The sequence below is a fragment of the Pseudoalteromonas sp. RB2-MNA-CIBAN-0110 genome, assembly GCF_040309305.1.
Lineage (GTDB): Bacteria > Pseudomonadota > Gammaproteobacteria > Enterobacterales > Alteromonadaceae > Pseudoalteromonas > Pseudoalteromonas arctica.
In genome coordinates this window covers 16152-38313 of the sequence record NZ_JBEOOQ010000018.1, presented here as the reverse complement: position 1 = coordinate 38313, position 22162 = coordinate 16152, and the positions used below count along the sequence as shown (strand labels likewise).

General features: G+C 38.4%; 21 protein-coding genes. 11 read left to right on the top strand and 10 right to left on the bottom strand.

Features of this window, described 5'->3' with window-relative positions:
* Positions 1 to 46 precede the first annotated feature (46 nt).
* Together AAEY68_RS10655 and AAEY68_RS10650 are read left to right on the top strand one after the other, a co-directional pair.
* On the top strand, positions 47 to 2203 hold the full coding sequence (locus AAEY68_RS10655; protein WP_350585903.1) for a TonB-dependent receptor: 2157 nt from the start codon (positions 47 to 49) through the stop codon (positions 2201 to 2203).
* 211 nt (positions 2204 to 2414) lie between these two features.
* Positions 2415 to 3377, top strand: coding sequence for a TDT family transporter (locus AAEY68_RS10650; protein ID WP_024593542.1), 963 nt, complete (start codon positions 2415 to 2417; stop codon positions 3375 to 3377).
* A gap of 2 nt (positions 3378 to 3379) precedes the next feature.
* Here AAEY68_RS10650 and AAEY68_RS10645 read toward each other — a convergent pair whose 3' ends face one another.
* Complete coding sequence (locus AAEY68_RS10645) at positions 3380 to 3571, bottom strand: DUF2986 domain-containing protein (RefSeq protein WP_007581250.1); 192 nt, start codon at positions 3569 to 3571, stop codon at positions 3380 to 3382.
* 137 nt (positions 3572 to 3708) lie between these two features.
* Between AAEY68_RS10645 and AAEY68_RS10640 the strand changes: the two genes are divergently transcribed.
* Positions 3709 to 5196, top strand: a complete 1488-nt coding sequence (locus AAEY68_RS10640) for a dipeptidase (protein WP_024593543.1) — start codon at positions 3709 to 3711, stop codon at positions 5194 to 5196.
* Positions 5197 to 5266: 70 nt separating this feature from the next.
* Here the strand turns inward: AAEY68_RS10640 and AAEY68_RS10635 are convergent, their stop codons facing one another.
* Together AAEY68_RS10635 and AAEY68_RS10630 are read right to left on the bottom strand one after the other, a co-directional pair.
* On the bottom strand, positions 5267 to 6052 hold the full coding sequence (locus tag AAEY68_RS10635) for a putative porin (RefSeq protein WP_008136988.1): 786 nt from the start codon (positions 6050 to 6052) through the stop codon (positions 5267 to 5269).
* Positions 6053 to 6166: 114 nt separating this feature from the next.
* On the bottom strand, positions 6167 to 6934 hold the full coding sequence (locus AAEY68_RS10630; protein ID WP_008136989.1) for an EAL domain-containing protein: 768 nt from the start codon (positions 6932 to 6934) through the stop codon (positions 6167 to 6169).
* 218 nt (positions 6935 to 7152) lie between these two features.
* On the opposite strand from AAEY68_RS10630, the gene AAEY68_RS10625 reads away from it, so the two are divergent.
* Positions 7153 to 7332, top strand: a complete 180-nt coding sequence (locus AAEY68_RS10625; protein WP_076916397.1) for a 2TM domain-containing protein — start codon at positions 7153 to 7155, stop codon at positions 7330 to 7332.
* 390 nt (positions 7333 to 7722) lie between these two features.
* Here the strand turns inward: AAEY68_RS10625 and AAEY68_RS10620 are convergent, their stop codons facing one another.
* From AAEY68_RS10620 to AAEY68_RS10610, 3 genes are all read right to left on the bottom strand, one after another.
* Entirely contained in the window at positions 7723 to 8160 is a 438-nt protein-coding gene (locus AAEY68_RS10620; RefSeq protein WP_024593544.1) for an OsmC family protein, read from the bottom strand.
* A 130-nt stretch (positions 8161 to 8290) separates the two neighbouring features.
* A complete protein-coding gene (locus AAEY68_RS10615) occupies positions 8291 to 8425 on the bottom strand; it encodes a DUF2256 domain-containing protein (protein WP_076916399.1) in 135 nt (44 codons plus the stop codon).
* 2 nt (positions 8426 to 8427) lie between these two features.
* Positions 8428 to 9951, bottom strand: coding sequence for a cryptochrome/deoxyribodipyrimidine photo-lyase family protein (locus AAEY68_RS10610; protein ID WP_024593545.1), 1524 nt, complete (start codon positions 9949 to 9951; stop codon positions 8428 to 8430).
* Between the two features lie 120 nt (positions 9952 to 10071).
* Between AAEY68_RS10610 and AAEY68_RS10605 the strand changes: the two genes are divergently transcribed.
* The 5 genes from AAEY68_RS10605 (at position 10072) to AAEY68_RS10585 (ending at position 15133) form a co-directional block, all read left to right on the top strand.
* The gene (locus AAEY68_RS10605; RefSeq protein WP_007581267.1) at positions 10072 to 10680 is read left to right on the top strand and encodes a flavin reductase family protein; all 609 of its coding nucleotides are present in this window, start codon (positions 10072 to 10074) and stop codon (positions 10678 to 10680) included.
* 32 nt (positions 10681 to 10712) lie between these two features.
* A complete protein-coding gene (locus AAEY68_RS10600) occupies positions 10713 to 12380 on the top strand; it encodes a YHYH protein (RefSeq protein WP_350585901.1) in 1668 nt (555 codons plus the stop codon).
* A 9-nt stretch (positions 12381 to 12389) separates the two neighbouring features.
* Positions 12390 to 12920, top strand: a complete 531-nt coding sequence (locus tag AAEY68_RS10595) for a hypothetical protein (protein WP_024593548.1) — start codon at positions 12390 to 12392, stop codon at positions 12918 to 12920.
* A complete protein-coding gene (locus AAEY68_RS10590; protein WP_024593549.1) occupies positions 12920 to 14365 on the top strand; it encodes an ATP-binding protein in 1446 nt (481 codons plus the stop codon). Before AAEY68_RS10595 ends, AAEY68_RS10590 begins: the two co-directional genes overlap by 1 nt.
* A gap of 93 nt (positions 14366 to 14458) precedes the next feature.
* Complete coding sequence (locus AAEY68_RS10585; RefSeq protein ID WP_024593550.1) at positions 14459 to 15133, top strand: response regulator; 675 nt, start codon at positions 14459 to 14461, stop codon at positions 15131 to 15133.
* 27 nt (positions 15134 to 15160) lie between these two features.
* Here AAEY68_RS10585 and AAEY68_RS10580 read toward each other — a convergent pair whose 3' ends face one another.
* Positions 15161 to 16018 (bottom strand): PA4780 family RIO1-like protein kinase, encoded by an 858-nt coding sequence (locus tag AAEY68_RS10580; RefSeq protein WP_010555357.1) that lies wholly within the window; start codon positions 16016 to 16018, stop codon positions 15161 to 15163.
* 311 nt (positions 16019 to 16329) lie between these two features.
* On the opposite strand from AAEY68_RS10580, the gene AAEY68_RS10575 reads away from it, so the two are divergent.
* Both AAEY68_RS10575 and AAEY68_RS10570 read left to right on the top strand, forming a co-directional pair.
* Complete coding sequence (locus tag AAEY68_RS10575) at positions 16330 to 16605, top strand: EF-hand domain-containing protein (RefSeq protein WP_007581281.1); 276 nt, start codon at positions 16330 to 16332, stop codon at positions 16603 to 16605.
* 12 nt (positions 16606 to 16617) lie between these two features.
* Positions 16618 to 17073, top strand: a complete 456-nt coding sequence (locus AAEY68_RS10570; RefSeq protein WP_350585900.1) for a hypothetical protein — start codon at positions 16618 to 16620, stop codon at positions 17071 to 17073.
* Positions 17074 to 17161: 88 nt separating this feature from the next.
* On the opposite strand, the gene AAEY68_RS10565 is transcribed toward AAEY68_RS10570, so the two are convergent.
* The 3 genes from AAEY68_RS10565 to yghU all read right to left on the bottom strand — a co-directional run bounded on the left by AAEY68_RS10565 (position 17162) and on the right by yghU (position 22109).
* The gene (locus tag AAEY68_RS10565; RefSeq protein WP_165734720.1) at positions 17162 to 18541 is read right to left on the bottom strand and encodes an FG-GAP repeat domain-containing protein; all 1380 of its coding nucleotides are present in this window, start codon (positions 18539 to 18541) and stop codon (positions 17162 to 17164) included.
* 520 nt (positions 18542 to 19061) lie between these two features.
* The gene (locus tag AAEY68_RS10560; protein WP_024593553.1) at positions 19062 to 21002 is read right to left on the bottom strand and encodes a putative bifunctional diguanylate cyclase/phosphodiesterase; all 1941 of its coding nucleotides are present in this window, start codon (positions 21000 to 21002) and stop codon (positions 19062 to 19064) included.
* Between the two features lie 261 nt (positions 21003 to 21263).
* On the bottom strand, positions 21264 to 22109 hold the full coding sequence (gene yghU, locus AAEY68_RS10555) for a glutathione-dependent disulfide-bond oxidoreductase (protein WP_007581288.1): 846 nt from the start codon (positions 22107 to 22109) through the stop codon (positions 21264 to 21266).
* Positions 22110 to 22162: the final 53 nt, after the last annotated feature.

Sequence of the window (22162 nt, the reverse complement as noted above, 5' to 3'; positions counted from 1 at the left end):
ACTCACACTATAATTACGCCAATTATTACAGTGGCATAAATTAACAATGGTTTATAAAAGCAAAACTCAAAAAATATATTTACTAACTCCTGTCGCACTTTTTATTAGCGGTGTGCTATCTCCTTTTGCATTTGCCGACGATACGCCTTTAGAAGTGATTGAAGTACACGGACATGCTCAAAATAAGCATTTAGCACTTGGTTCGTCAGAATCGTTATTAAGTGATTTAGGTGTCGATTTTTCAGCAGCGGGCGGCGTATCTAACTTACCTATTTTAAATGGTTTAATGGGCGACAGAGTTAAAGTGTTAATTGATGGTGCAGATGTAACCGCTGCATGCGCTAATCATATGAACCCGCCACTTTCGTATATCTCGGCTAATCAAATTACGTCTTACAATGTGGTTGCAGGCGTGTCGCCAGTAAGCGCGGGCGGGGATAATATTGCCGGTGTAATAAGCGTTAATTCTATTTCAACACAGTATAGCGATAGCAATGAATTAGGTTGGCACTCAGGTTATGTGTCAGCAAAGTACAGTAGCGTTGATAACGGACGTAAACTTGGCGTTGGTGCACGTTTAGCAAGTGACACGTTTAGCCTTAATTATCAGGGTTCGTTTAGTGACGCAGATAGTTATGAAGACGGTAACGGCGATGTAGTATTAGATACATTGTATCGAGCACAAAATCATAGTTTAACCGCAGCTATGCGCGATGATAAACAGCAATTAGTTATAAAGCTAACGCATCAAAAAATCCCGTATCAGGGATTTGCAAATCAGTATATGGATATGACCGATAACACCAGTTACGGTGCAATAGCTCAATACAAGCGCTCCTTTGAAAACAGCGAGCTTGAAGGGCAAGTTAACTGGCATAGCGTAAAGCACGAAATGGGCTTTTTCAGTGAAGAAAAAACAGGCATGATGCCAATGAAAACCGATGCACAAGATATAAGTACGCAGCTTAAATGGCGTATCGCGCTTGATAAAAACAGCAGTATTTTACTCGGTCAAGAATATTACAATTACAGTATTGATGATTGGTGGCCAGGTATTGAAGGCTCAACCATGATGGGACCAGACGATTACGTAAATGTAAATAACGGCAAACGAGAGCGCATAGCGGCATTTGCAGAATTTGAGAGCCAAATAAATACAAAGTTATGGTTAAACGCAGGCGTACGCATTGAAAGTATTAATACCCATGTTGGAGAGGTTCAATCTTACAACGATGACATGAGTATGACGGATATGGACGATATGAGTAGTATGGAAAGTATGACCATGAGCGATACGTCTGCAGATAATACCATTGCTGCACAGAATTTTAATGCTGGCGACAGAGATAAAACCGACACTATAGTTGATGCTAACTTATTAATTAACTACCAAATAACAAATTATGATGAGCTGCAACTTGGTCTTGCCCGTAAAAACCGAGCGCCTAATTTATACGAGCGATACAGTTGGGGTGTAAGTACCATGGCAACCACCATGATTGGTTGGTATGGCGATGGTAATGGCTATATTGGTAACCCTGATTTAGACGTTGAAACAGCGCATACAATAAGTGCTACTTATATTAAATCGGCTAAAGATGACCGTTGGCGATTAAGCACCAATGTTTGGTATACAGATGTGAGTGACTATATTGATGCTGATATTATAAGAAGCTTCAATAGTTATGACTTGGACAATACAGCGCGTAACATTTTTCAGTTTACTAATGTAGATGCTATTTTGTATGGTGCAAAAATAGATTTAACAGCCAACATTTATGAATCTAAGCAATTAGGTAACTGGCAGTTACACGCTAACGTTACTAATACGAGAGGCAAGCGCGACGATACTAACCAGCCGCTTTATCAAATTAAACCACTGCAAACCCAGCTAGGTATTAGCCAGCAAATAGGTCGATTTGAAAACGCGTTATCTTGGCAGTGGGTCGATACTAAAAGCCGTGTAGATAATAATCGTTTTGAAAACCAAACAGACAGCTACAGCCTGGTTAATTTAAGCTCTAAAGCCACATGGGATTCATTAACGCTAAGTGCTGAAGTGAGTAACGTGTTTGATGAGTACTACCAACTTCCGCTAGGTGGTGTAAGTATTGCGGCACTTAAACAAGATAGCAGCAACGGGTTTGAACAACTTGCTGGGCAGGGTCGTTCATTTAATGTAAGCGTTAGTTACGCGTTCTAACTAAACTAAATTATTAAAAATAAAGCAAAAGCCATAACTGTGTTATGGCTTTTTTTGCGTTTTAATATGTAAGCCGTAAACTTATTTTTATGAAATATTTGTATGCAAAAAGCGTTCTATTAAGCACGCTTGTACTAATTTTACAGCGTTATTTTAAGGCAATGCAGTAAAAGGCAGTAACTTGTTCATCACCCAATAATTAGGAAATACAGTGTTTAAGCAATTTAAAAATAAAGTGATGGGTGCGCCAACGGCCATGGCCGGTTTAGCTTTGGGTATTGCTAGTATGGGATGGACATGGGAAAACGTTTTTAATTTAAACTCCCAAGGGCAATTTTTGGGAGCGGTACTAGCTGGCGTATTAGTTTTACTTTTGGCTGCTAAGTTTTTACTGCACCCTCATTTATTAAAAGCCGATTTAGCACACCCAATTGCAGGAAGTGTGATCCCTACATTTGCAATGGCTAATCTTGTTATTTCAAACTCAGTTGGGCAATTTAACTCATTAGCTGGCGACATTATGTGGGTTTTCGCTTTTGTGCTGCATCTCACATTTTTGGTGAGCTTTTTATACCAGCGAGCAAAAAAGTTTAATTTTGAAGATATGGCGCCTAGCTGGTTTGTGCCACCAGTGGGGATAATTATTGCAGATGTTACTTTTTCGGGAAATCCGACATTAGCGTGGTTAGCTTATAGCGCACTGGTGATTGGTATATCAACGTACAGTATTATGCTGCCAATTATGTTTTATCGTTTTTTATTAGCATTAAAAAGTGACTACGAAATACAGCCAACACTTGCCATTTTAGCTGCGCCTGCCAGTTTAACATTAGCGGGGTATTTTCATATTGTTGCTAATCCATCACTCTTTATAGTGGGCGCATTATTTATATTAGCGATAATAAAAACACTGATTGTTTATGTGTTATTTATAAAGTTATTACGCAGACCTTTTACGCCGAGCTACGCTGCTTTTACATTTCCAATGGTTATTGGGGCAACTGCATTATTTAAAATGAAAGACTGGATGCAAAGTATAAACCTCGCAATACCATATGTAGATGCAGTTAGTTACTTAGCTACGTTTGAACTTATAGTCGCCACGGCAGTAGTCGGTTATGTAAGTGGTCGGTACTTTTGCCACTTTAAACTATCAAAACAACAGGTAACGTAGAGTTACTCTTGGGTTGCCTGTGGCTCATTACTTTCTTGTTCAGCTAGTTTTTCGCGCTCAGCTTTTGACACATAACCAGGTTTGTTGCTTTTATGTAGTTTAGCGTTAGTGCGTTTATCTTTCTTTTGAAATTTAGTGACGATTTTTTTACGACGGTTCACAATTAAATACCCTGTTAATTTTAAGTCGCGCATTATACATTCATCCTCATAAAAGCTGCTATATAAATATTCAGCTTAAGTTACCTGCGTGTTTAGCGTAAAGAGCTATAAGTAAGCGCTTCATAGCGTTATAATTACCGCTCTTAGTTATTAATTAAATGGGAATTGTTTTGAAAAAGTTAGCTTTAGCCAGTATTGCTTTATTTGCGTTTGGTGCTCATGCGCAGTTAAATAAAAATATTGATAGCGTTGCCGATTACGCAGTAAATACCTACCAAAATGCTCAAATACACACACTAACTAACTTAGTGGCTTTTCCGACCGTTAATAAAAGCGACATTACCGCTCCTCAAAATCCCGATTTTATTGGCTTTAAAGCACTTTTAAAAATGAAAGCCGCAGAGCTTGGTTTTGACTACCAAGATTTAGGCTACACCGTTTTAATTGGAATGGGCGAGCAAAGCGAAAAAGTAACGGTAGTAACGCACGGTGATGTGCAACCTGCTAATGCTAGCAAATGGAAACAAAGTCCTTTTATTATTGATACATCTGAACCGGGAAAATTAGTTGGTCGTGGTACGGAAGACGATAAAGGTGCAATAGCAACAGCGCTTTACGCCATGAAAGCAATTAAAGATAAAGGCATAACCCTTAATAACCGAATTGAGCTTATGATTTACCTTGCTGAGGAGTCTGATTGGGGTCCGCTTACTCAATTTATGAAAACGTATGAACAACCAAAATATGCAGTAACGATTGATGCATCATACCCTGTAGTGGTTGCCGAGAAAGGCTGGAGCTTAATTGCACCTACTTTTAATGCAACATCACCACAGACGGGTTTATATGTAAAGGATGTAACTGGCGGTGCGTTTAGAAGCCAAATTCCAGAAGACGCCAGCTTAGTACTTCACAATGCAGACGCTGCACTTATTAATACATTAAAAGCAAAAGCCAAAACATTAAATAAAGTTGAGTTTAACTTTAGTGAGCAAAATGATGCCTTAGCAATAAGTGTTAAAGGTATGTCAGCGCATTCATCAGAGCCGGAGTCGGGTATAAATGCGATTGCGTATTTAGCTGAGTTATTTAAAGGCGTGGAGCTTGAAAATAACAGTGACGGCGAGCTAATCGACTTTGTGAATCAGTTAATTGGTTTAGATATTCACGGTAAACAGTTTGGCGAAATAGCCTATAAGCACGAATTTATGGGCCCGATGACAGTGGCACCAACCGTTATTGAGCGCGATGGTAATGCGCTAACACTTGCTGTAAATGCACGTCGCCCTATGGGTAAAGACGAAGCTGTATTACAAAAGCAAATTGATGATGCGCTCGCTAATTGGCAAGCCACTAACAATGTAACGCTTGCCAACATAGAAACAATCATTGGCACACCTATGCTGCTTGATAGCGCGCCGCATGCGCAAAAGCTGCTTGATATTTTTAAGCATTTTACGGGCGACGAAAAAGCTGACTTTGTATCAATAGGTGGTGGCACTAACGCAAAGCTGTTTGATAATGCGGTATCGTTTGGTCCTTCAATGCCGGGTAAGCGCTACACAGGTCACTCAGAGCATGAATTTATGACACTTGAGCAACTTGAGCTTAATTTACGTATGTACACAGCGATGATGATAGAGCTAGGTAATATGTAACCTAAAGTTATTTAGAAAATGCAGCCTTGTTTAACTGAACTGACCCAGCAAGGCGGCTTTTTTGTGTTTATTAAAATTGGGCTACAAAGCTAAGATTATATACATCATAGTTATCATTATCAGTGTAATTAGCTGTGAAGTAGTAGCTATCATTAATAAAGTACTTACCTTCAATAACTAAATCAGAGTCGTTTGAGCCAATACCGACTGCAACATGTTTATTAAAGTAATAGTTTGCGAGCACATTAAAAACTGAGTCGTCGCCAACATCTAGGTAGTCAACATTTATAGCAAAATAACTGTCATCGTAAAGATGGGCAAAGTAACGTGATGATAGGTCCCATGACTCTGTTTCATCATCTGTTTCAACAGTAAAACCAATGTAGTCGGTGTCATTGATTTCATGATTATATTGAGCTTTAAATAAATAAACTGTATCGCTATATTCATAATCTAACATACGAACAGATACTTTTAGTGAATCAGCAAATAAGTAACCTAAACCAAGTGAATAGTTGTCGGCATCACCAATATTAGGTAGTTCAAAAGTTGCAAAAGCATTGCCGTAAAAGCCTTCTCCAAAAATACCTTTTCCACTATAACCATCTGAATTAAAATAATTTAAGCCTATATTACTATCTGTATCCAAGTAGCCATAATCATCCCACACACCTGAGTTTTGCTGTTCCTCAAAGTAATAGTGAGTTGATAACCCGTACACATTATCACTGTAATAATCAGAATCAATTTTTGCGTAGTTTATAGAGTTAAACCATTGTTTTGATTCTGACTGCTCGACGTTTGCAGACGCTGTACAGCTAAGTGCGAGTAAAGTGAGTGGCATTAAAAAGCGCATAAGTATCCCTTCTTATAATTAAGTAAATTTGTTACTAGAATGGGTATTATATTTATGAGGTTTTATAAGGCAATTAAATGATTGTAATAAAGTGTTTGGGTATTGTAGATTTTCCTAATTAAAAACGTAGGTTACCTCAGGCAAGTTTTCAAAGCTTGGTTTGGCAAATAAATACCCTTGCATAAGCTCAACACCTGCGTTTTTAAGCCATGTATATTCTTCTACTGTTTCAATCCCTTCAGCCAGTGCGATAATATTTAAATCGCGAAACATATTTAAGCAATGAGTTACTATTAATTGGCGTTTTTTGTCGTTGCTTATATCGCGTATTAGCGCCATATCCAGCTTAATAATATCTGTTTGAAAGTCAGCCAGTAGATTTAAACCAGAATAACCTGCACCAAAGTCATCGGTGGCGGTTTTAAATCCGAGAGACTGATAGTAATCAACAACGCGCTTTATGTGTGCGGTGTCTTCTATTTTTTCTACTTCAGTAAATTCAAACATAATATTTTGAATTGGGAAGTTATACTTTTTTGCAGCTTCTAGCGTGGTGCGTATACATCGCTCAGGTTTATAAATAGCATTAGGTAAAAAGTTAATGCTTAGCATTGATGTTATGCCCAGCTTTGAGGCTAATTGAATGGCTTTAATGCGGCAAAGCTGATCAAATGCATAGCGGTTGTCTTCATTTACTTTTGAAATGATTGAATAAGCAGACTCGCCATTTAAACCTCTAACCAGCGCTTCATAGCCATAAATAAGATTAGTTTTACAGTTTATAATCGGTTGAAAAGCCATAGAAAAATCAAATTCGAGATCGTTAGCGTCAGCACAGTTACTACACGTAACTTTTTCACAATCTTTTGATTTTTCGCTCATTTAGCTCATCCTCTTATGTTTATTTGTTTAGGTTAGTTGAGATTAGATTCTAACACAAATAGATTAAAGTATTGTTTTTTATGTTTTTATACATAATAAATAACTATGTAATTAAATGAAAAGTGATGACTAATGTCAGATCACTTAGTGACATTTAGCAGGTGTGTACGTTGCTTATTAAAACAATAATAGCGACATACATTACTTGGAGAATATAAATGAGCAATACAGTGACATTAGGCAAAAAAATTAAAGGATACTTACTTATTTTAACTTTGCTAAGCGTTATAAATTTACTAACTTCGCCTAGTTATATATGGGTAGTATGGCCAGCAATTGGGATGGGAATAGGGCTTGTAGTAAGTACTTTGAGTAGGAATAAACCTAGGGCGTGTTGATTTTTGTGGATTGAAATTTGTTCAATCTAGGGGCGATTTAATCGCGGCGTGAGGTTTGTAACCTAGTGGGCTCGATAACTGCTCCTGCGTTATTCTACTGGCTTACATCCATGTAAGAATAAGTAAAAGCCGAGCAACAAAGAGTCAATCGTCCCTAGAAAGAGCCCAAAGGGCAGCGCATGTTTGGCATCTATGCTGCGTTATCGCCTATTAATGGGGAATAACCACAAAACATAGGCTCTGCCTTGCCTAAATACCAAACACACTGCTGCAAATTCAACCACCAAATAACAACACGCCCTAGAGATATTTCTTTATAATAAGCAAGCCAAGTAATTACTTACTTGGCTTTTTTAGTAAGGAACTGTCTAAATAGTAAAGTCTAAATATTTAAAATGCTGATTGAAGTGTCGCATCTAGTGATATTTCGGTATTTAAGAGCTTGGAAATAGGGCAGCTCTTTTTGGTTTGCTCACATAAGGCTTGAAACTGTTCGTTTTGAATATCATCAATACGCGCTTTTACCTCAAGGGCAATATGCGTTACTGAAAAACCGTCATCTACTTCATCAAGGCTTACAGTGGCTTTAGTATCAATTTTATCTGCGGTAAAGCCTGCATCACCTAATGCAAGCGAAAGCGCCATACTAAAACATGCACTGTGCGCTGCACCTACTAATTCTTCAGGGTTTGAGCCTGCCTCATCTTCAAAGCGGGTATTAAAACCGTAAGGTTGTTTGTTAAGCGCGCCACTTTGAGTTGATATGCTACCTTTGCCTGTTTTAATATCGCCAGACCATGTTGAACTTGCCGTTTTTTTAATCGTCATCATCTTCTCCTTGCTTGAGTGTAAGCTTTTCAGGTTAGCTAAGCGTTATTTACAAAATAAACTTATATAAAGCCTTAAAAGCACTAATTACTGATGATGTTGCAAAATAGACGCCAGTTAATTGTTACTCTTATTTATTACGCCTGCAGCGCTCTGAACAGAAAATAACGTTATCCCAGTCGCGCTGCCATTTTTTACGCCACGTAAAAGGTTTATTACAAATAGGGCATATTTTTTGAGGTAAGTTTAGTTTTTTGTGCGCCATGCTTACTCAGCCTTACTGTTACTTTTAGTATCCGTTTTACTTTTTGTTCGAGTAACTTTTTGAGTACCCCCAACGTGCTTTTTAAGAATCCTCCCTATGGCGCGTTTAACATCGGCTCGCTCACGGTATTGCCATAAGCGTTCGCGTGCTTCTTTTGAGGCTGCTGTTAAATCAAGCATCGGTTCGGGATAATCCTCCCCTAACTTAAAGTCGTTAAAGAGTGCCTCCATCGGAGTTTGCTCCCAAGGCTGATGTAAATATTCAATAGGGAGTTTTTCAAGCTCGGGGCACCATTTTTTAATAAACGAACCTGTTGGGTCTTGATCTTCTGATTGTTTAATTGGGTTGTAGTGCCTAATGGTGTTAATGCCTGTTACCGAGGCTTGCATTTGAATTTGCGGATAGTGAATTCCGGGCTCAAAATCTAAAAAGTAATTAGCGAGAGGAAAGCTTGCTTGCTGCCAGCTTATATTTAAATGATGCGTTACAAAGCTTACAAGCATGGCGCGCATTCTAAAGTTTATATAGCCGGTGGCTTTTAAGCAGCGCATGCAAGCGTCAATAATGGGAATACCTGTTTGACCTTGCGCCCAGCGTTCAATATCGTTTTTAACATGTTCATCATCACGATACGGAAATACATGATAACCCGGATTAAGGGCTAAAAACTCCATAGAACATTCGCTCTCAAACTTTTGCATAAAGTGGCAGTGCCAATGCAAGCGCGATACAAACGCAGCAAGCGGGCGCTTCCAGCCTCTTTTGTTAGGGTGTTTTGAATGATATTCATCAATGGCCATTTGATACACTTGCCTAAGGCTAATGTTCCCCCATGCTAGGTACGGCGAAAGTCGGGAGCAATGTGTTTGGCTTAAACTTGGGCTCGATATTCCTTTTTGATAACCTTTACCGCGCTCGGCAAAAAAGCTCTGCATTACAGTTCGCGCATGCAGCGGGCCACCTTGTTGAAAGCTGTCGTGATCTTGCGTGTAAGCGCTTGGTAGCTCAGGTGTTTGGTAGTTATTGAGGGTAATTGTTTTTATACTCTTCCAATTAGGAACTGCAATAGGTGCTTGCATTGTTTGCTGCCAGCGTTCGTTCCAATTATTACGATTTTTTTTGCCGCGAATAACCGCGCCTGTTTGCGACTCTAGCCAATTAATATGGTTATGCTGGCACCATGCTTTTATTGCTTTATCGCGCTCAAAGGTGTTGTTTAAGCCTATTTCTTGATGGCTAAAAATACTAACTATTTCAAACTGTGCCTTTAACGATTCAAGTAAATCGTTCATATTTAAATTAAAGATATAAACACAGGCGTTAAAACGCGCTAGCTGATTATTTAACTCAACTATTGATTGATACACAAAGCGCCAGTGCCGCTCATTGTAGTGTGCATCTTCGAGCAGCAATGGCTCAAAGTTATAAAGTAATAGGGTAGGTAAGCCATTACTGAATGCATTTTTTAATGGTTGATGATCGCTAAGACGCAAATCACGTTTAAACCACACGATGTTTATTTTCATATAATTTGTTTATTGCTTTAAATAGAGATAAAAATTAGCTTGTTATTTAACTGAGTCAGCCAAACCTATACGTAACTAACTTGAATTAAGATTTAGTTTTAATGTATTAAAAGGAAAAGTATGTTTTTAGATTTAACTGTAAATAAAGAGCTTAATGTTTATTCGTATTTAGTTGGCGGGATCAGCCCTCGTCCAATTGCATGGATAAGTACATTAAGTAGCGACGGTGTGGCTAATATTGCTCCTTACTCATTTTTTACAGTAGCGAGTTGTAACCCACCAGTATTGAGTGTGACGCAAGTAAATCCACGCGATAAACCAAGTAAAGATACATTAATTAACTTATTAGCGACTAAAGAATGTGTGATTAACATTGTGAGTCATGAGCAGGTTGAAAAAATGAATCAAAGCTGTGCTAATTACCCTAGTGATGTTAGTGAGTTTGATGCTGCAAATATAACTAAAATTGATAGCCAAATGGTCGCAGTGCCGAGTGTTGCTGATTCAAAAGTACGCTATGAGTGTAAGCTACGTGAAGTTATTACTATTTCAAGCGAGCCTGGCGGCGGACAAATGATGTTGTTAGACATAGTGGGTATTTGTGTTGACGATGAGGTGTTTGTTGACGGTTATATTGACCCAACACTTTTAGATGCGGTAGGTAGAATGGGTGGGGATTACTATGCAACCACTAAAGACAAATTTGTACTTAAACGACCACAAATCTAGTTTTATATTTATTCTTCCTTAGTTTGTGCACATTGTTTGCACTTTTACTTGTTAACTTTGTTTTATTAAACGTTAAAGTAAAGGTTCAAACATTGAAAACACTTTTTAAAACAAAAGCCTCTAATGTAACTAAGTTATTTGCATTAAGCGCGCTTTGCATCGCTTTAAGCGCATGTAACAGCGATTCTACAAGTACTACAACAGACGGCGAGATAGTCAGTAATAGTGCTCCAACGGTTGACGCCGGTATTGACCAAACTGTTAATGCGGGCGATACCGTTTATTTAAGTTCAACAGTTGAAGATGATGGCGAAGTATCTGTTAGCTGGTCACAAACATCTGGCACTACCGTTAGCTTATCTTCAAGTACTGCAACGTCTACTGAGTTTGTTGCACCTGAAGTTTTAACCGATGAAGCACTTGTATTTGAAATCAGTGCAGATGACGGCACAAACGATGTCGTTGTAGATACCGTTATAGTTAATGTTATTGCTTCATCAGACTCAGACTCAGATACTGGTGCAGTTGATAATAGTGCAAAACTTACCAGCTGGTTAATTAACAACGATACAACCTCTACTTATATACAAAACAATGGCGCAGTGGTTGAAGATGTTCAATCAGTTGAGGTTGTTACTGTTACTGAGGAAGATGCTGACGTTGAATACATGTATGTGCAAACAACTGACATTCCTAAATATGACGTAACGCTTACACAAGACCAAGTAGACGTACTTAATAATCGCCCGCGTGCAGCTACTGATTTTTATAACGGTGTAACCTCAGCAGCAGTAGGGCAAACCATTTCGTTTGGTGAAGATATTGGCTATAACAGCAGCACTGAAAACTGTGATGACACAGGCGGTGCAGGCTATTGGCCTCCAGGACCAGGTTGCCCAACAGAACAAACAGTTGAGGCGTATTTTCCGATAACACCTACCGATTTATCTGACACTGAAACTTGTGAAACAGGTTTAGGTACAGTTGGCTTAATGGTTAATGGCACCAGTATATTTAACTGGGGCGATGGTATGAGCTACGGTAATAATATTTGGTATACATTAGCGCCCATTGCTGAGCAATACGATGTTGATGTGTGTGGCGGACATGCTGCTAACGGTGAATATCATCACCATTTTTACACGAGTTGCTTAGCTGATTTACTTGAAGATGATGGCGATGCGCATTCACCTATTTATGGGTTTGCAGCTGATGGCTATCCGCTTTATGGTCCTTATGAAAGTAACGGTCAACTTGCATTAAGCGGCTGGGAAATGCGTGATTATGGCGCATCAGAAAGTGAAGGTGGTTGTGGTACTGAGGGTGAGCGAAGCTGTACTTTAGTCGATCAATACGATGTTAGCCAAGGCACACAAACAAGTGATGCAGGTCCTGCTATTGGCGCAGAAGTAACGACGCTCTCTGGTAATACATTAAATGCCGACGATGGTTATTATTTTGAAGATTTCTACTACGCACAAAAAACAGTAACCGGTGCTCAATTAGATGAGCATAACGGCCACGATACTAACGATGGCAAGGGTTATCACTACCATATAACACTAACGTTAGACAGCGATGGTAAATTACAGCCTTCTTTCCCTTATCAAATAGGGCCTCGTTTTAAAGGTCAATTAGCCGATAATTCAATTGGTCGCTGTGATACGGGCGAAACAATGGGTCCACCACCGGGAATGTAAGGAGTAACTATGCGTTATTTTAAATACGCATTGATCCTAACTACTGCTGTGCTATTGAGCTTTAAGCTCTTTGCGCAGCAGGAAATGATGGATCATAGCCATATGCCTATAGCAGTGCCAAGTGATACGCCAATCCCGGCATTAAGCCTTAAGTTATTAAAAGATAGTATGTCGGGTTATAACTTAATTTTAGATACTCAGCGCTATGATTTATCTGTACCCCCTGAGGGCGCAATGAACATGCAGCAAATGATGAGCGTTACTACAAACGATGACACGGGCTTTTTACAAGGTCATGCTCATTTATATATAAATGGGGTTAAAATACAGCGAATTTACGGACATGCATTGCATTTACCTGCTAACTTATTTAAAAGTGGTATAAATACCGTATCGGTTACTTTAAATAATCATGGTCATATGTATTGGACCGCTCAGGGCAAAAAAATAGTTGCTACGCTGTATGTTAACGATCAAACCAAAGAGTTTATAACATACCGATTTGAAAGCTTTCCTAGCAAGGTTGAAAACACGAATTAATGAAAATTCATAATAAACTTTTTTTAATACTATTTAGTTTTACCTTTAGTGTTATTGCAGGGCTAGTAGTACTTATACAATGGAGTATAGGGCAAGGCGTAATTGATTTTGTTAATGCAAAAGAAGTAAAAGCGCTTGAACCACTTGTTGTGCAACTTGCAAAGCAATACGAACAAAACCCCTCATGGGAACGTGTTGTCGGCAATGGCGAAAATTTTAGAAAACTTATTGAATCGCAGCTAGAAAATAGCCAGTTTTTACCTAGGCCACCAGAAGGTCCAGGCCCCAGAGGGGGAATGATTCGACGGCCGCCACCCGATCATATTCGTTTAGGGGGAGAGCGCCGCCTACCACCTGAAAATATTGCTCACTACGCTTTGCTTGACGAAAATAAGCAGCGAGTAGTGGGTAGATACCTCAGCGATTTAAAATATATAACAACCCCAATTACAGTGGGCGATAAAACAGTGGGTTACTTAGCTGTATCTAAAAGAGATAGCTTGGTTGATGGTTATGAGCTTGATTTTTTACAGCAGCAAACTAACTACTTATGGTTTATTGCTTTAGCCGCTGTATTGCTTACATTGCTAGTTACCTTTTTATTGTCTCGTCACTTAGTTAGCCCAGTAAAGCAAATTGCTAATGGTATGCATCGCTTAACGCAAGGTAATTACGAGACCAAGCTTACGCTTGAGCGAAAAGACGAATTAGGCCAATTAAGCGAAGATTTTAATATCCTTGCATTTACACTCGCTAAAGATGAGCAAGTGCGCAAACGCTGGCTTGCCAATATTTCTCACGAGCTTAGAACGCCAATGAGTATTTTGCTCGGTGAACTTGAAGCTATGTTACTTGGCATACGTGAGCCTAATGCAAAAAATATTAACTCGGCTAACGACGAGGCATTGCATTTAAAACGCTTAATAGATGATTTACATATGCTCAATAGCGCAGAGTTAGGGGGTATGCATTACACTATGCAACCCACTGACATGGCGTTATTATTAAATACTATTGAGCAAAAATATCAGGTTGTGCTTGAACAACATAATATAAAAATTTACTTACTAAATAGCGCTAAACACATAACTGTACAAGCAGATAAAACCCGACTTTTGCAGCTGCTCGACAATATTTTAATGAACGCCGTGCACTATGCACAATGTACTACTATTTCATTAACGGCTAACAATATAAACATTAAAGGGCAGACCTACTTAGAGCTTATAATAGAAGATAACGGCGTAGGTGTAGAGCAATCGCATTTATCGCATTTATTTGAGTATTTATATCGAGTAGATAGCTCTCGTAATCGCCAAGAGGGCGGTTCGGGCTTGGGCTTATCTATTTGCCAACATATAGTTAAAGGCCATAATGGTGAAATAGCTGCTGAAAAAGCCACTCTAGGCGGTCTTGCTATTATTATTAGGCTACCAACTATTTAGCTTTAGTTGATTCAGATAAAAAATACGTAACTTGAACTTTGTTTGATATGGTATTTTTATCCTAAGTTTGGATTACTAATAACAGAGAACTCTATGAGCGAACAAATACTGATTGTGGAAGATGAGGTAAAGCTGGCTAACTTAATGAGTGACTTTTTAAGTAGCCATCATTTTGTTACTCATCAAATACATCACGGAAATGAAGTATTACCTTGGCTTGAAATTAACAGGCCGAGCGTAATTTTGCTCGACATAATGCTACCTGGTCAAAGTGGTATAGAACTATGTAAAGCAATCAGGCGCTTTTCAAATGTGCCTATTATTATGGTATCGGCAAAAGTAGAAGAAATAGATAGGCTGCTTGGACTTGAGTTAGGTGCAGATGATTATATTTGTAAGCCGTTTAGTTATGCTGAGCTGGTGGCGCGAGTTAAAGCTATATTAAGGCGATTAAGTAGCGCAAGTGATGTTACAGAGTCAACAATGAAGCTCTACGAGAGTACCTACAGCGTAAAATACAAATCAAACAGCATAGAGCTAACGAACTTTGAATTTCAGCTATTTAAACCTTTGTTTAACAACCCAAATCGTATTTATTCGCGCGATAGTTTAATGGACACTATGTACGCCGATCAGCGTATTGTGAGCCATCGTACTATTGATAGCCATATTAAAAAGTTGCGTAAAAAACTAGATGAAGTGACACAAACTGAAAGTGTTATTCAGTCTGTTTATGGGGTTGGCTACCGATTTGTGCATCCGCAGTAAGAGGTATTAGTGAGCTATGACGATGAGTTACTCATCATCGTCAGCATTTTTAATTCGCTCTAAACGGTCAAACTCTTCGTATTCGGCAGCTTGAATTTCATCAAGAATAGAATCTACATCAGCAAGTTCATCGCTGTCTTCAAATTCACCTGTAAGCGTTGAATTAGGCGTTAAATTGGCCTCTTCAAATAATGCCCACATTTCTTTAGCGTATTGAGTTTTTAGTATGCTTGGCGCAAATTCACCATAATAGCGGCGTATGTTATTTACATCGCGTGCAAACATAGCTTGTGCACTGTTATTTGCTGAAGCGTTAACTGCTTGCGGTAAATCTATAATTACAGGGCCGTTATTATCTACAAGTACATTAAATTCAGATAAATCGCCGTGTATTATACCTGCGCAAAGCATAAGCTTAATGTAATGCATCATGAGTTTATGCTGCTCAATCGCTTGCTCTTCACTAAAAACGACATGTCCAAGTTGAGGGGCTACGTTACCATTCTCGTCCGACACAAGCTCCATAAGCAGCACGCCATCAATACAAAAGTAAGTATCAGGAACACGTACACCCACGCCAGCTAAACGAGATAACGCATCAACTTCGGCATTTTGCCAAATCTCTTCTTCTAATTGACGGCCATAGCTAGAACGTTTACCCATAGCACGCGCTTGGCGTCCACCACGTACTTTTCGGCCTTCTTGGTATTGTGCCGCTTTTTTAAAGCTACGTTTAACCGCGTCTTTATACACTTTTGCACAGCGAATGTGCTCACCACAGCGGACAATAAATACATCGGCTTCTTTACCGCTCATTAGTCGGCTTATAACTTCGTCAATAAGGCCATCATCAACAAGGGGTTGTAGGCGTTTAGGTATTTTCACAGATTGCCTGCTAAGTAGGGTTGGTTATTAATCATTATTTATGAAAGTGCTCTGTATTTGTTTGTTTAATTGGCTCAAGCAGTATATCAGCTTTGAGAATTAAGGGCAGTAACACTACTGCCTGAGAGTAATTAATCGTATTATTTTATTAGCTTATATATTGATTGCAAAGCAATCAACCAGAACTTTTTAAATAAGCATTTAGATTACTATTTTTTATTAAAATAATTTATTACTTCCTCATTATTTGCACATTGTTTGCGTTTTTAAAGCGTAAGCTTAGTTTAATTCTTAAATACGAGGTTATTACTATGAAGCATTTTTCAACTCTTGCCACTGTGGCAATATTATCTATTGCTTTTTCAGCTAATGTAGCTGCTCGAGGCGGTGACAATCCTCCTGAAAAACCTGACTTTTCAACTATTGATACTGATGGTGATGGCGTAATTAGCTTTGAAGAGTTTAGTGCTAAAAAACCGCCACACGGCGATGCACAAACAATTTTTGATTCTATAGATGCCGATGGTAATGGCGAAATTAGTGAACAAGAACTTAGCGATCATAAACCACCTCGTCGTGAACGCTGAAAGGATACTAAAATGATTAATAGTATTAACAGTAGTTCTGCGAATTTTATGCCGCAACAAAGTAGTCAGGCTGCAAAACTAACAACAGAGCAAAGCGATTTTGTTAAAGAAATGCTTGCAGAGTTTGACGCTGAAAACTTAACCGAAGAAAACGCGCAAAGTATTCAAGCGGCATTTAAAGAACAAGGTATTGAACCAACAAAAGAGCTTGCTGATTTAATGAGCGAACTTGAGTTTGATGCTAAAAGCATTGGTGATGCAGGACGAGTGGAAGGTCAAAGACCACCACCGCCGCCACAGAACTCATTAGAATCAGTAGATACAGACGAAGTAGTCAGCTACTTAGATGAGCTATTAACTGAGTATTCAAGCCAGTTGTCTGATGAAGATAAAGAATCAATCCTTGCATCAGTGCAAGAGAAGTTTGGTTTAAGTGATGGCGATTCACTGCTAAATGTAACTGCTTAGGTGTTATAACTTAGAGTAAAGCTGACTGTTACTCGAAAGTCTTAAGTCCAAAGCCCAACGGTTAACTCTGTTGGGCTTTTTTATTGGCTTAATTTAAGCGTGTTTCTATTTTGCTGGTGCCATCTTCTTCGGTAAATTTAAATACAAAATCTTTTTTACCGTCTTGGTTTATATCTACCAGAAGAATATCTTTATTATTTTTAGGCAGTGTTAGTTTTAATTTTTTACGTTTATCATTTAGGAGTGAGTCTTGCTCTCCGTAATAAATATAGAGCGTTTTTTTACTGTATTTGTATACTGCGTCAATATAGCTGTCGCCGTTAATATCACCTAAATAGAGGGCTGGCTCGGAATCATCGCCGTTCATTCCTACTTCCATTTCTAAATCAAGTTCTATACTCGATTTATTGGCAAATGAGCCGTCGGGTTGCTGCTTATAAATGTTCATTTCTACATCTACATCAGTACTGCCACCGCCCAATGCCATAGACGCAATAGTACCTAAGCCAATATCTAAATCCATTTTTTGTAAATCAATTAAGCCATCATTATTAAAATCAGTTTTGAGCAATAACTCACTAGGGCCTTGTGTTTCAAATAAGGTAATGGGCGTATTACTAAAGCCTTTAGCACTTCCTAAGTACAAAGTATGTGCTATTTTTATATCTAACGAATCCATACCTTGCGTTGGCTTAAACTGTCTAGTTGTAAAATCTAGAAATCCGTCGTTATTAATATCAATAATTTGCTTTATTTTGCGAGTTTCGCCATTGCTTAGCTCGCCTAATTCGATGTTAAAATCAATTGAGGTGAGCTTTTGCTCAAAGCCTTCTGGATTAGCAAGTAGTACATCTGCTCCAAAGTCATTTGAAAAAACCAAGTCGCTTAACCCGTCGTGGTTAAAATCAATAACGACGGGTTTATTGTTAATATTAACTTCTAGAGAAAGCCCTTTTCCTGAAAAGCTGCCTTCATACATAGGTGTTTGTTTAAATTTGTTAGGCTTAAAGCTGCCATCTTTATTTTGAATGTATAAAGTACTGCTTGCTAACCCAGGGATGAAAATATCGCTTAGACCGTCGTTGTTGGCATCGAAGACAAAGTCTACTTTTTCAAATTTATCTATTTTTAATTGATTTAGAACCGACTCATAATTAAACAATAGTGTTGGTTTACCAGCTTGGGCTTTGTATACGCCATCACTTGTTAGTACGAGTGCTTGTTTATCGGTAATGTTAGCAAGTGTAGCCACATCAAACCCGATGGCATTTTTTGGTAAAGCAAGTTCACTACTTAGTGATGTGAGTAAATTGATGGCTTCTAGTTGTTTTGATTCTTTATTATATGCAAATAAAATCTCTGAATCGGTTGATACTAATTCATCCGTTGTTTTTATTGCCATTGTTTGAGCTATAGCGCTAATGGGGGTAAGTAAAGTGATGAGTGAATAGCAAAGTGGTTTTATCATGCAAATCCCTTTTTTATATTTAGTTGTATCGTTACATTTTTATTATTCACTTATATAAGCAACATCAGCGCACAACTTAACGTAGGGTCAAGCGCTGGCGGTTTGCTAATTAGCGTAAATTTAAACGTAATACACTTATGTAAGTTGGTTTATATTTAGCCTACGCTAATAACTATGTACTGGGTGTAAGTAATTGTAAGATTATGTTTTAAGGAGGGCTTATTGACCTTTCAGGATTGAACTTTGTTCAACCCAAGGAAGATTTAATTGCGGCGCGAGGTTTGTAACCTAGTAACAAAGAGTCAATTTCCCCTAGGCAGAACCCTTCGGGCAGCGCATGTTTGGCATTAATGCTGCGTTATCGCCTATTTATGGGGAATAACCACACTACATAGGCTCTGTATTGCCCAAATACCAAACAGTCTGCTGCAAATTCAACCTCGAAAGATAAACAAGCCCTAATAAAAAAGGTAGTGCAAAACTCATATGGCAGTTAAGCGCTTTTAGCAGGTTTTAGTTATCAACGGCACAGCTTATTTTGCTTATTTAAATAAGCATCTACAAAATCTACTTCCATCGGTTTTGAAAAGTAATAACCTTGCAGGTGAGATACACCAATATTAGTAAGCGTGTTTGCTTGTTCAATAGTTTCAACGCCTTCGGCAACAACAGTAAAATCTAAAGATGAGGCCATTTGTACAATTGCATGAATAATACTTAACCCTCTTTTATCCATATTTTGAATAAAACTTCTGTCTATTTTTACTATATCTACACCAATATCAAGCATGCTTGATAGTGATGAGTAGCCAGTTCCAAAATCATCAATTGAAATACAAAAGCCTTGCTTTTGTAGTGCTTTAACGGCTGTCAAAAATGTGAGTTTATCTTCGGCAAATACTGATTCGGTAATTTCTATATGCAGATCTTTAGGCTCTACTTGGTGATTGTTTACTATTTTTAATACCTTAGTTACAAAATTTGGATCTTGTAATTGTATTACCGATACGTTCACGCTTACTGCAATTTTTGTCGGTAAATGGTTGAATTTATTTGCTTGTATACATGCTTGTTCTATGACCCAGAGGCCCATTTGGGTTATTAAACCGTATTGCTCGGCAATAGTTATAAACTCATCAGGGAAAATATTTTCACCGTCTAGTTGCCAGCGTAATAATGATTCGAAAGAGGTTACTTTTGATGTTTTGCTATCTACAATTGGCTGAAATACTAGTCTTAAACTGTTTTCTTCTATGGCACTGGCTAGGCGTTGACTCAACAGGTACTCTCTTTCTTGTTTTAATTTGAGTGAATCGTTATAAATATTGATATTACCTTTAGCCATGCGTTTTTGGTGATACATTGCAATATCAGCAGAGCGAATTAAGGTATTTAAATCACTCCCGTGCTCAGGGTACATGGCCATTCCAATAGTTGCTGATACCCATTTTTGATATTTATATGTTTCATGCTCGGCGCTAATGCTTTGAAGCACTTTATTAGCAAACTCGATAAGCTCAGTTTGGCTTTGATACGTTGCTAAAATTAAAAACTCATCTCCGCCCCAACGGCATTTATAGAGTTGTTGGTTGCATACATTACTAATTCTCAGTGCTATTTCTTTTAATACTTTATCGCCTACTTTGTGACCCAACGAATCGTTGATTTGCTTAAAACCATCTAAATCTACAAATAATAAAGCAAAGGGTTCTTTAGGGTTATCTGCTAGTTGTTTGTTTGCATTTTTTAAAAATGCGGTGCGGTTTAATAGATTTGTGAGTGGATCGGTATTCGATAAGCGGTAAATTTCTTCAGTGCGTTGCTCGACCTTGTTTTCCATTTCATTAAGCAGCTCTCTGTTTTGGTTTTTGAGCTTGATTGCACTGTGTGTAAATGTGGCTGATTTGTACGAAGAGGCAATCATGATTGTGGCAAAAGTTAAACCTAATAACCCCAATACGTGTTGGTAGTGATCGTTTGAAAGCGCTAGCAAAAAAGAGTAGGGCGCCAATAAAGTAAAACTATATAGAACAGCGGTAAAACGACTTCCAGACAGCAAATTTGCAGAGCCACCGGCAAGCGCCGATAAAATAGCGATGGTCGTAGTAACTTCCACCGTAGATGAAGTGCTATGAAACCAAAGAGCATAACCACACCAAGACACAGCTGTTGATATACAGCCAATAGCAAAGCGATTTAGATAAGAATGTGTGTTGTAAGGTTGGCGAGAATTTTGAGCTTTCAAAAAAAGCCCTACATCAATAATACGTAAAGTAAGCACGCACATCATTATGCCTAACCAGACTACTTTATCGTGGTTAGTTTTCTCATTAGTTATATCAAAAGCAAATACTAAAGCAACGCTGACTAGTACAGAGACTGCAATTCCGGAAATAGCATTCGAGTATAAAATTTTGAGCGCTTCTTTTCGCTCATTATTACTTAAATTGTTATATGGCACTAATTAAAACCTTTTTCAAAAACAACCCCTAGGAAATTAAGTAAACCATTTAGCAAATTACACTAATGCAATACTGGTAATACAAAGAGCTTAATAAGCCTTTACGCAGCTAAATAAAACTTTAATGTAAAGTAAATATAGTTTACGGGAGGGATAAAAAAAGTTTAAAAAGTAAAAAGGCCCAAAATAAATATTTATTTTGAGCCTTAAAATTATCAAGCAGGTTAAAGTGTTAACGACTTTACTTGCTGTTCTATAGATTTAACCTTCGAAATCGCTATCGTTATGGCGCTCTGCCATTTGCTCTTCTTCAGGACCCCATGTGCGATTTACGCGACGACCACGCTTTACAGCGGGGCGCTCTGATATTTGCGTAGCCCAGCGTACAACATGGGTGTATGAAGCAACATCTAAAAACTCTGCTGCATCATATAAAGCTCCAAGCACTAACGATCCGTACCACGGCCAAATTGCAATATCGGCAATTGAGTATTCATCACCTGCCATGTATTCATTTTCGCTTAAATGGCGATTTAACACGTCAAGCTGGCGTTTAGTTTCCATGGTAAAACGGTCAATTGGGTATTGCATTTTACTTGGTGCGTAGCTATAAAAATGACCAAACCCACCACCTAAGTAAGGTGCTGAGCCCATTTGCCAAAATAGCCAGTTACGACACTCTGTTTTAGCTTTTAGATCTTTAGGTATAAGTACATCAAATTTTTCAGCCAAATACTGTAAAATAGAACCTGATTCAAAGATGCGAGTAGGCGGCGTGGTTGAATGATCCATTAGCGCTGGGATTTTTGAGTTTGGATTAATATCAACAAAGTCAGATCCAAACTGATCGCCATCACCTATGTTTATTAAATATGCGTCATAGTCTGCATCGGTGCAACCAAGCTGTAAAAGCTCTTCAAACATGATTGTAGCTTTTTGGCCATTAGGTGTCGCAAGAGAATAAAGCTGAAATGCGTGCTCACCAATAGGTAGAGTTTTGTCATGAGTCGCGCCTGCGATTGGGCGGTTAATGCTGGCAAACTTACCGCCACTTTCACTTTCCCACGTCCATACTTTTGGTGGCGTGTATTCGTTTTTATCACTCATAAATAACCTCTGTTAGATGAAATACATATATGGTAAATGTGGCCATAAAAAAT

Bases quoted from the DNA above. Each gene is read 5' to 3' on its own strand.
- AAEY68_RS10615 (WP_076916399.1), bottom strand. From the start codon at position 8,425: ATGGCGCACAAAAAACTAAACTTACCTCAAAAAATATGCCCTATTTGT.
- AAEY68_RS10585 (WP_024593550.1), top strand. From the start codon at position 14,459: ATGAGCGAACAAATACTGATTGTGGAAGATGAGGTAAAGCTGGCTAAC.
- AAEY68_RS10575 (WP_007581281.1), top strand. From the start codon at position 16,330: ATGAAGCATTTTTCAACTCTTGCCACTGTGGCAATATTATCTATTGCT.
- AAEY68_RS10620 (WP_024593544.1), bottom strand. From the start codon at position 8,160: ATGACGATTAAAAAAACGGCAAGTTCAACATGGTCTGGCGATATTAAA.
- AAEY68_RS10630 (WP_008136989.1), bottom strand. From the start codon at position 6,934: ATGAGCGAAAAATCAAAAGATTGTGAAAAAGTTACGTGTAGTAACTGT.
- yghU (WP_007581288.1), bottom strand. From the start codon at position 22,109: ATGAGTGATAAAAACGAATACACGCCACCAAAAGTATGGACGTGGGAA.
- AAEY68_RS10565 (WP_165734720.1), bottom strand. From the start codon at position 18,541: ATGATAAAACCACTTTGCTATTCACTCATCACTTTACTTACCCCCATT.
- AAEY68_RS10655 (WP_350585903.1), top strand. From the start codon at position 47: ATGGTTTATAAAAGCAAAACTCAAAAAATATATTTACTAACTCCTGTC.
- AAEY68_RS10625 (WP_076916397.1), top strand. From the start codon at position 7,153: ATGAGCAATACAGTGACATTAGGCAAAAAAATTAAAGGATACTTACTT.
- AAEY68_RS10610 (WP_024593545.1), bottom strand. From the start codon at position 9,951: ATGAAAATAAACATCGTGTGGTTTAAACGTGATTTGCGTCTTAGCGAT.
- AAEY68_RS10605 (WP_007581267.1), top strand. From the start codon at position 10,072: ATGTTTTTAGATTTAACTGTAAATAAAGAGCTTAATGTTTATTCGTAT.
- AAEY68_RS10590 (WP_024593549.1), top strand. From the start codon at position 12,920: ATGAAAATTCATAATAAACTTTTTTTAATACTATTTAGTTTTACCTTT.
- AAEY68_RS10645 (WP_007581250.1), bottom strand. From the start codon at position 3,571: ATGCGCGACTTAAAATTAACAGGGTATTTAATTGTGAACCGTCGTAAA.
- AAEY68_RS10570 (WP_350585900.1), top strand. From the start codon at position 16,618: ATGATTAATAGTATTAACAGTAGTTCTGCGAATTTTATGCCGCAACAA.
- AAEY68_RS10635 (WP_008136988.1), bottom strand. From the start codon at position 6,052: ATGCGCTTTTTAATGCCACTCACTTTACTCGCACTTAGCTGTACAGCG.
- AAEY68_RS10595 (WP_024593548.1), top strand. From the start codon at position 12,390: ATGCGTTATTTTAAATACGCATTGATCCTAACTACTGCTGTGCTATTG.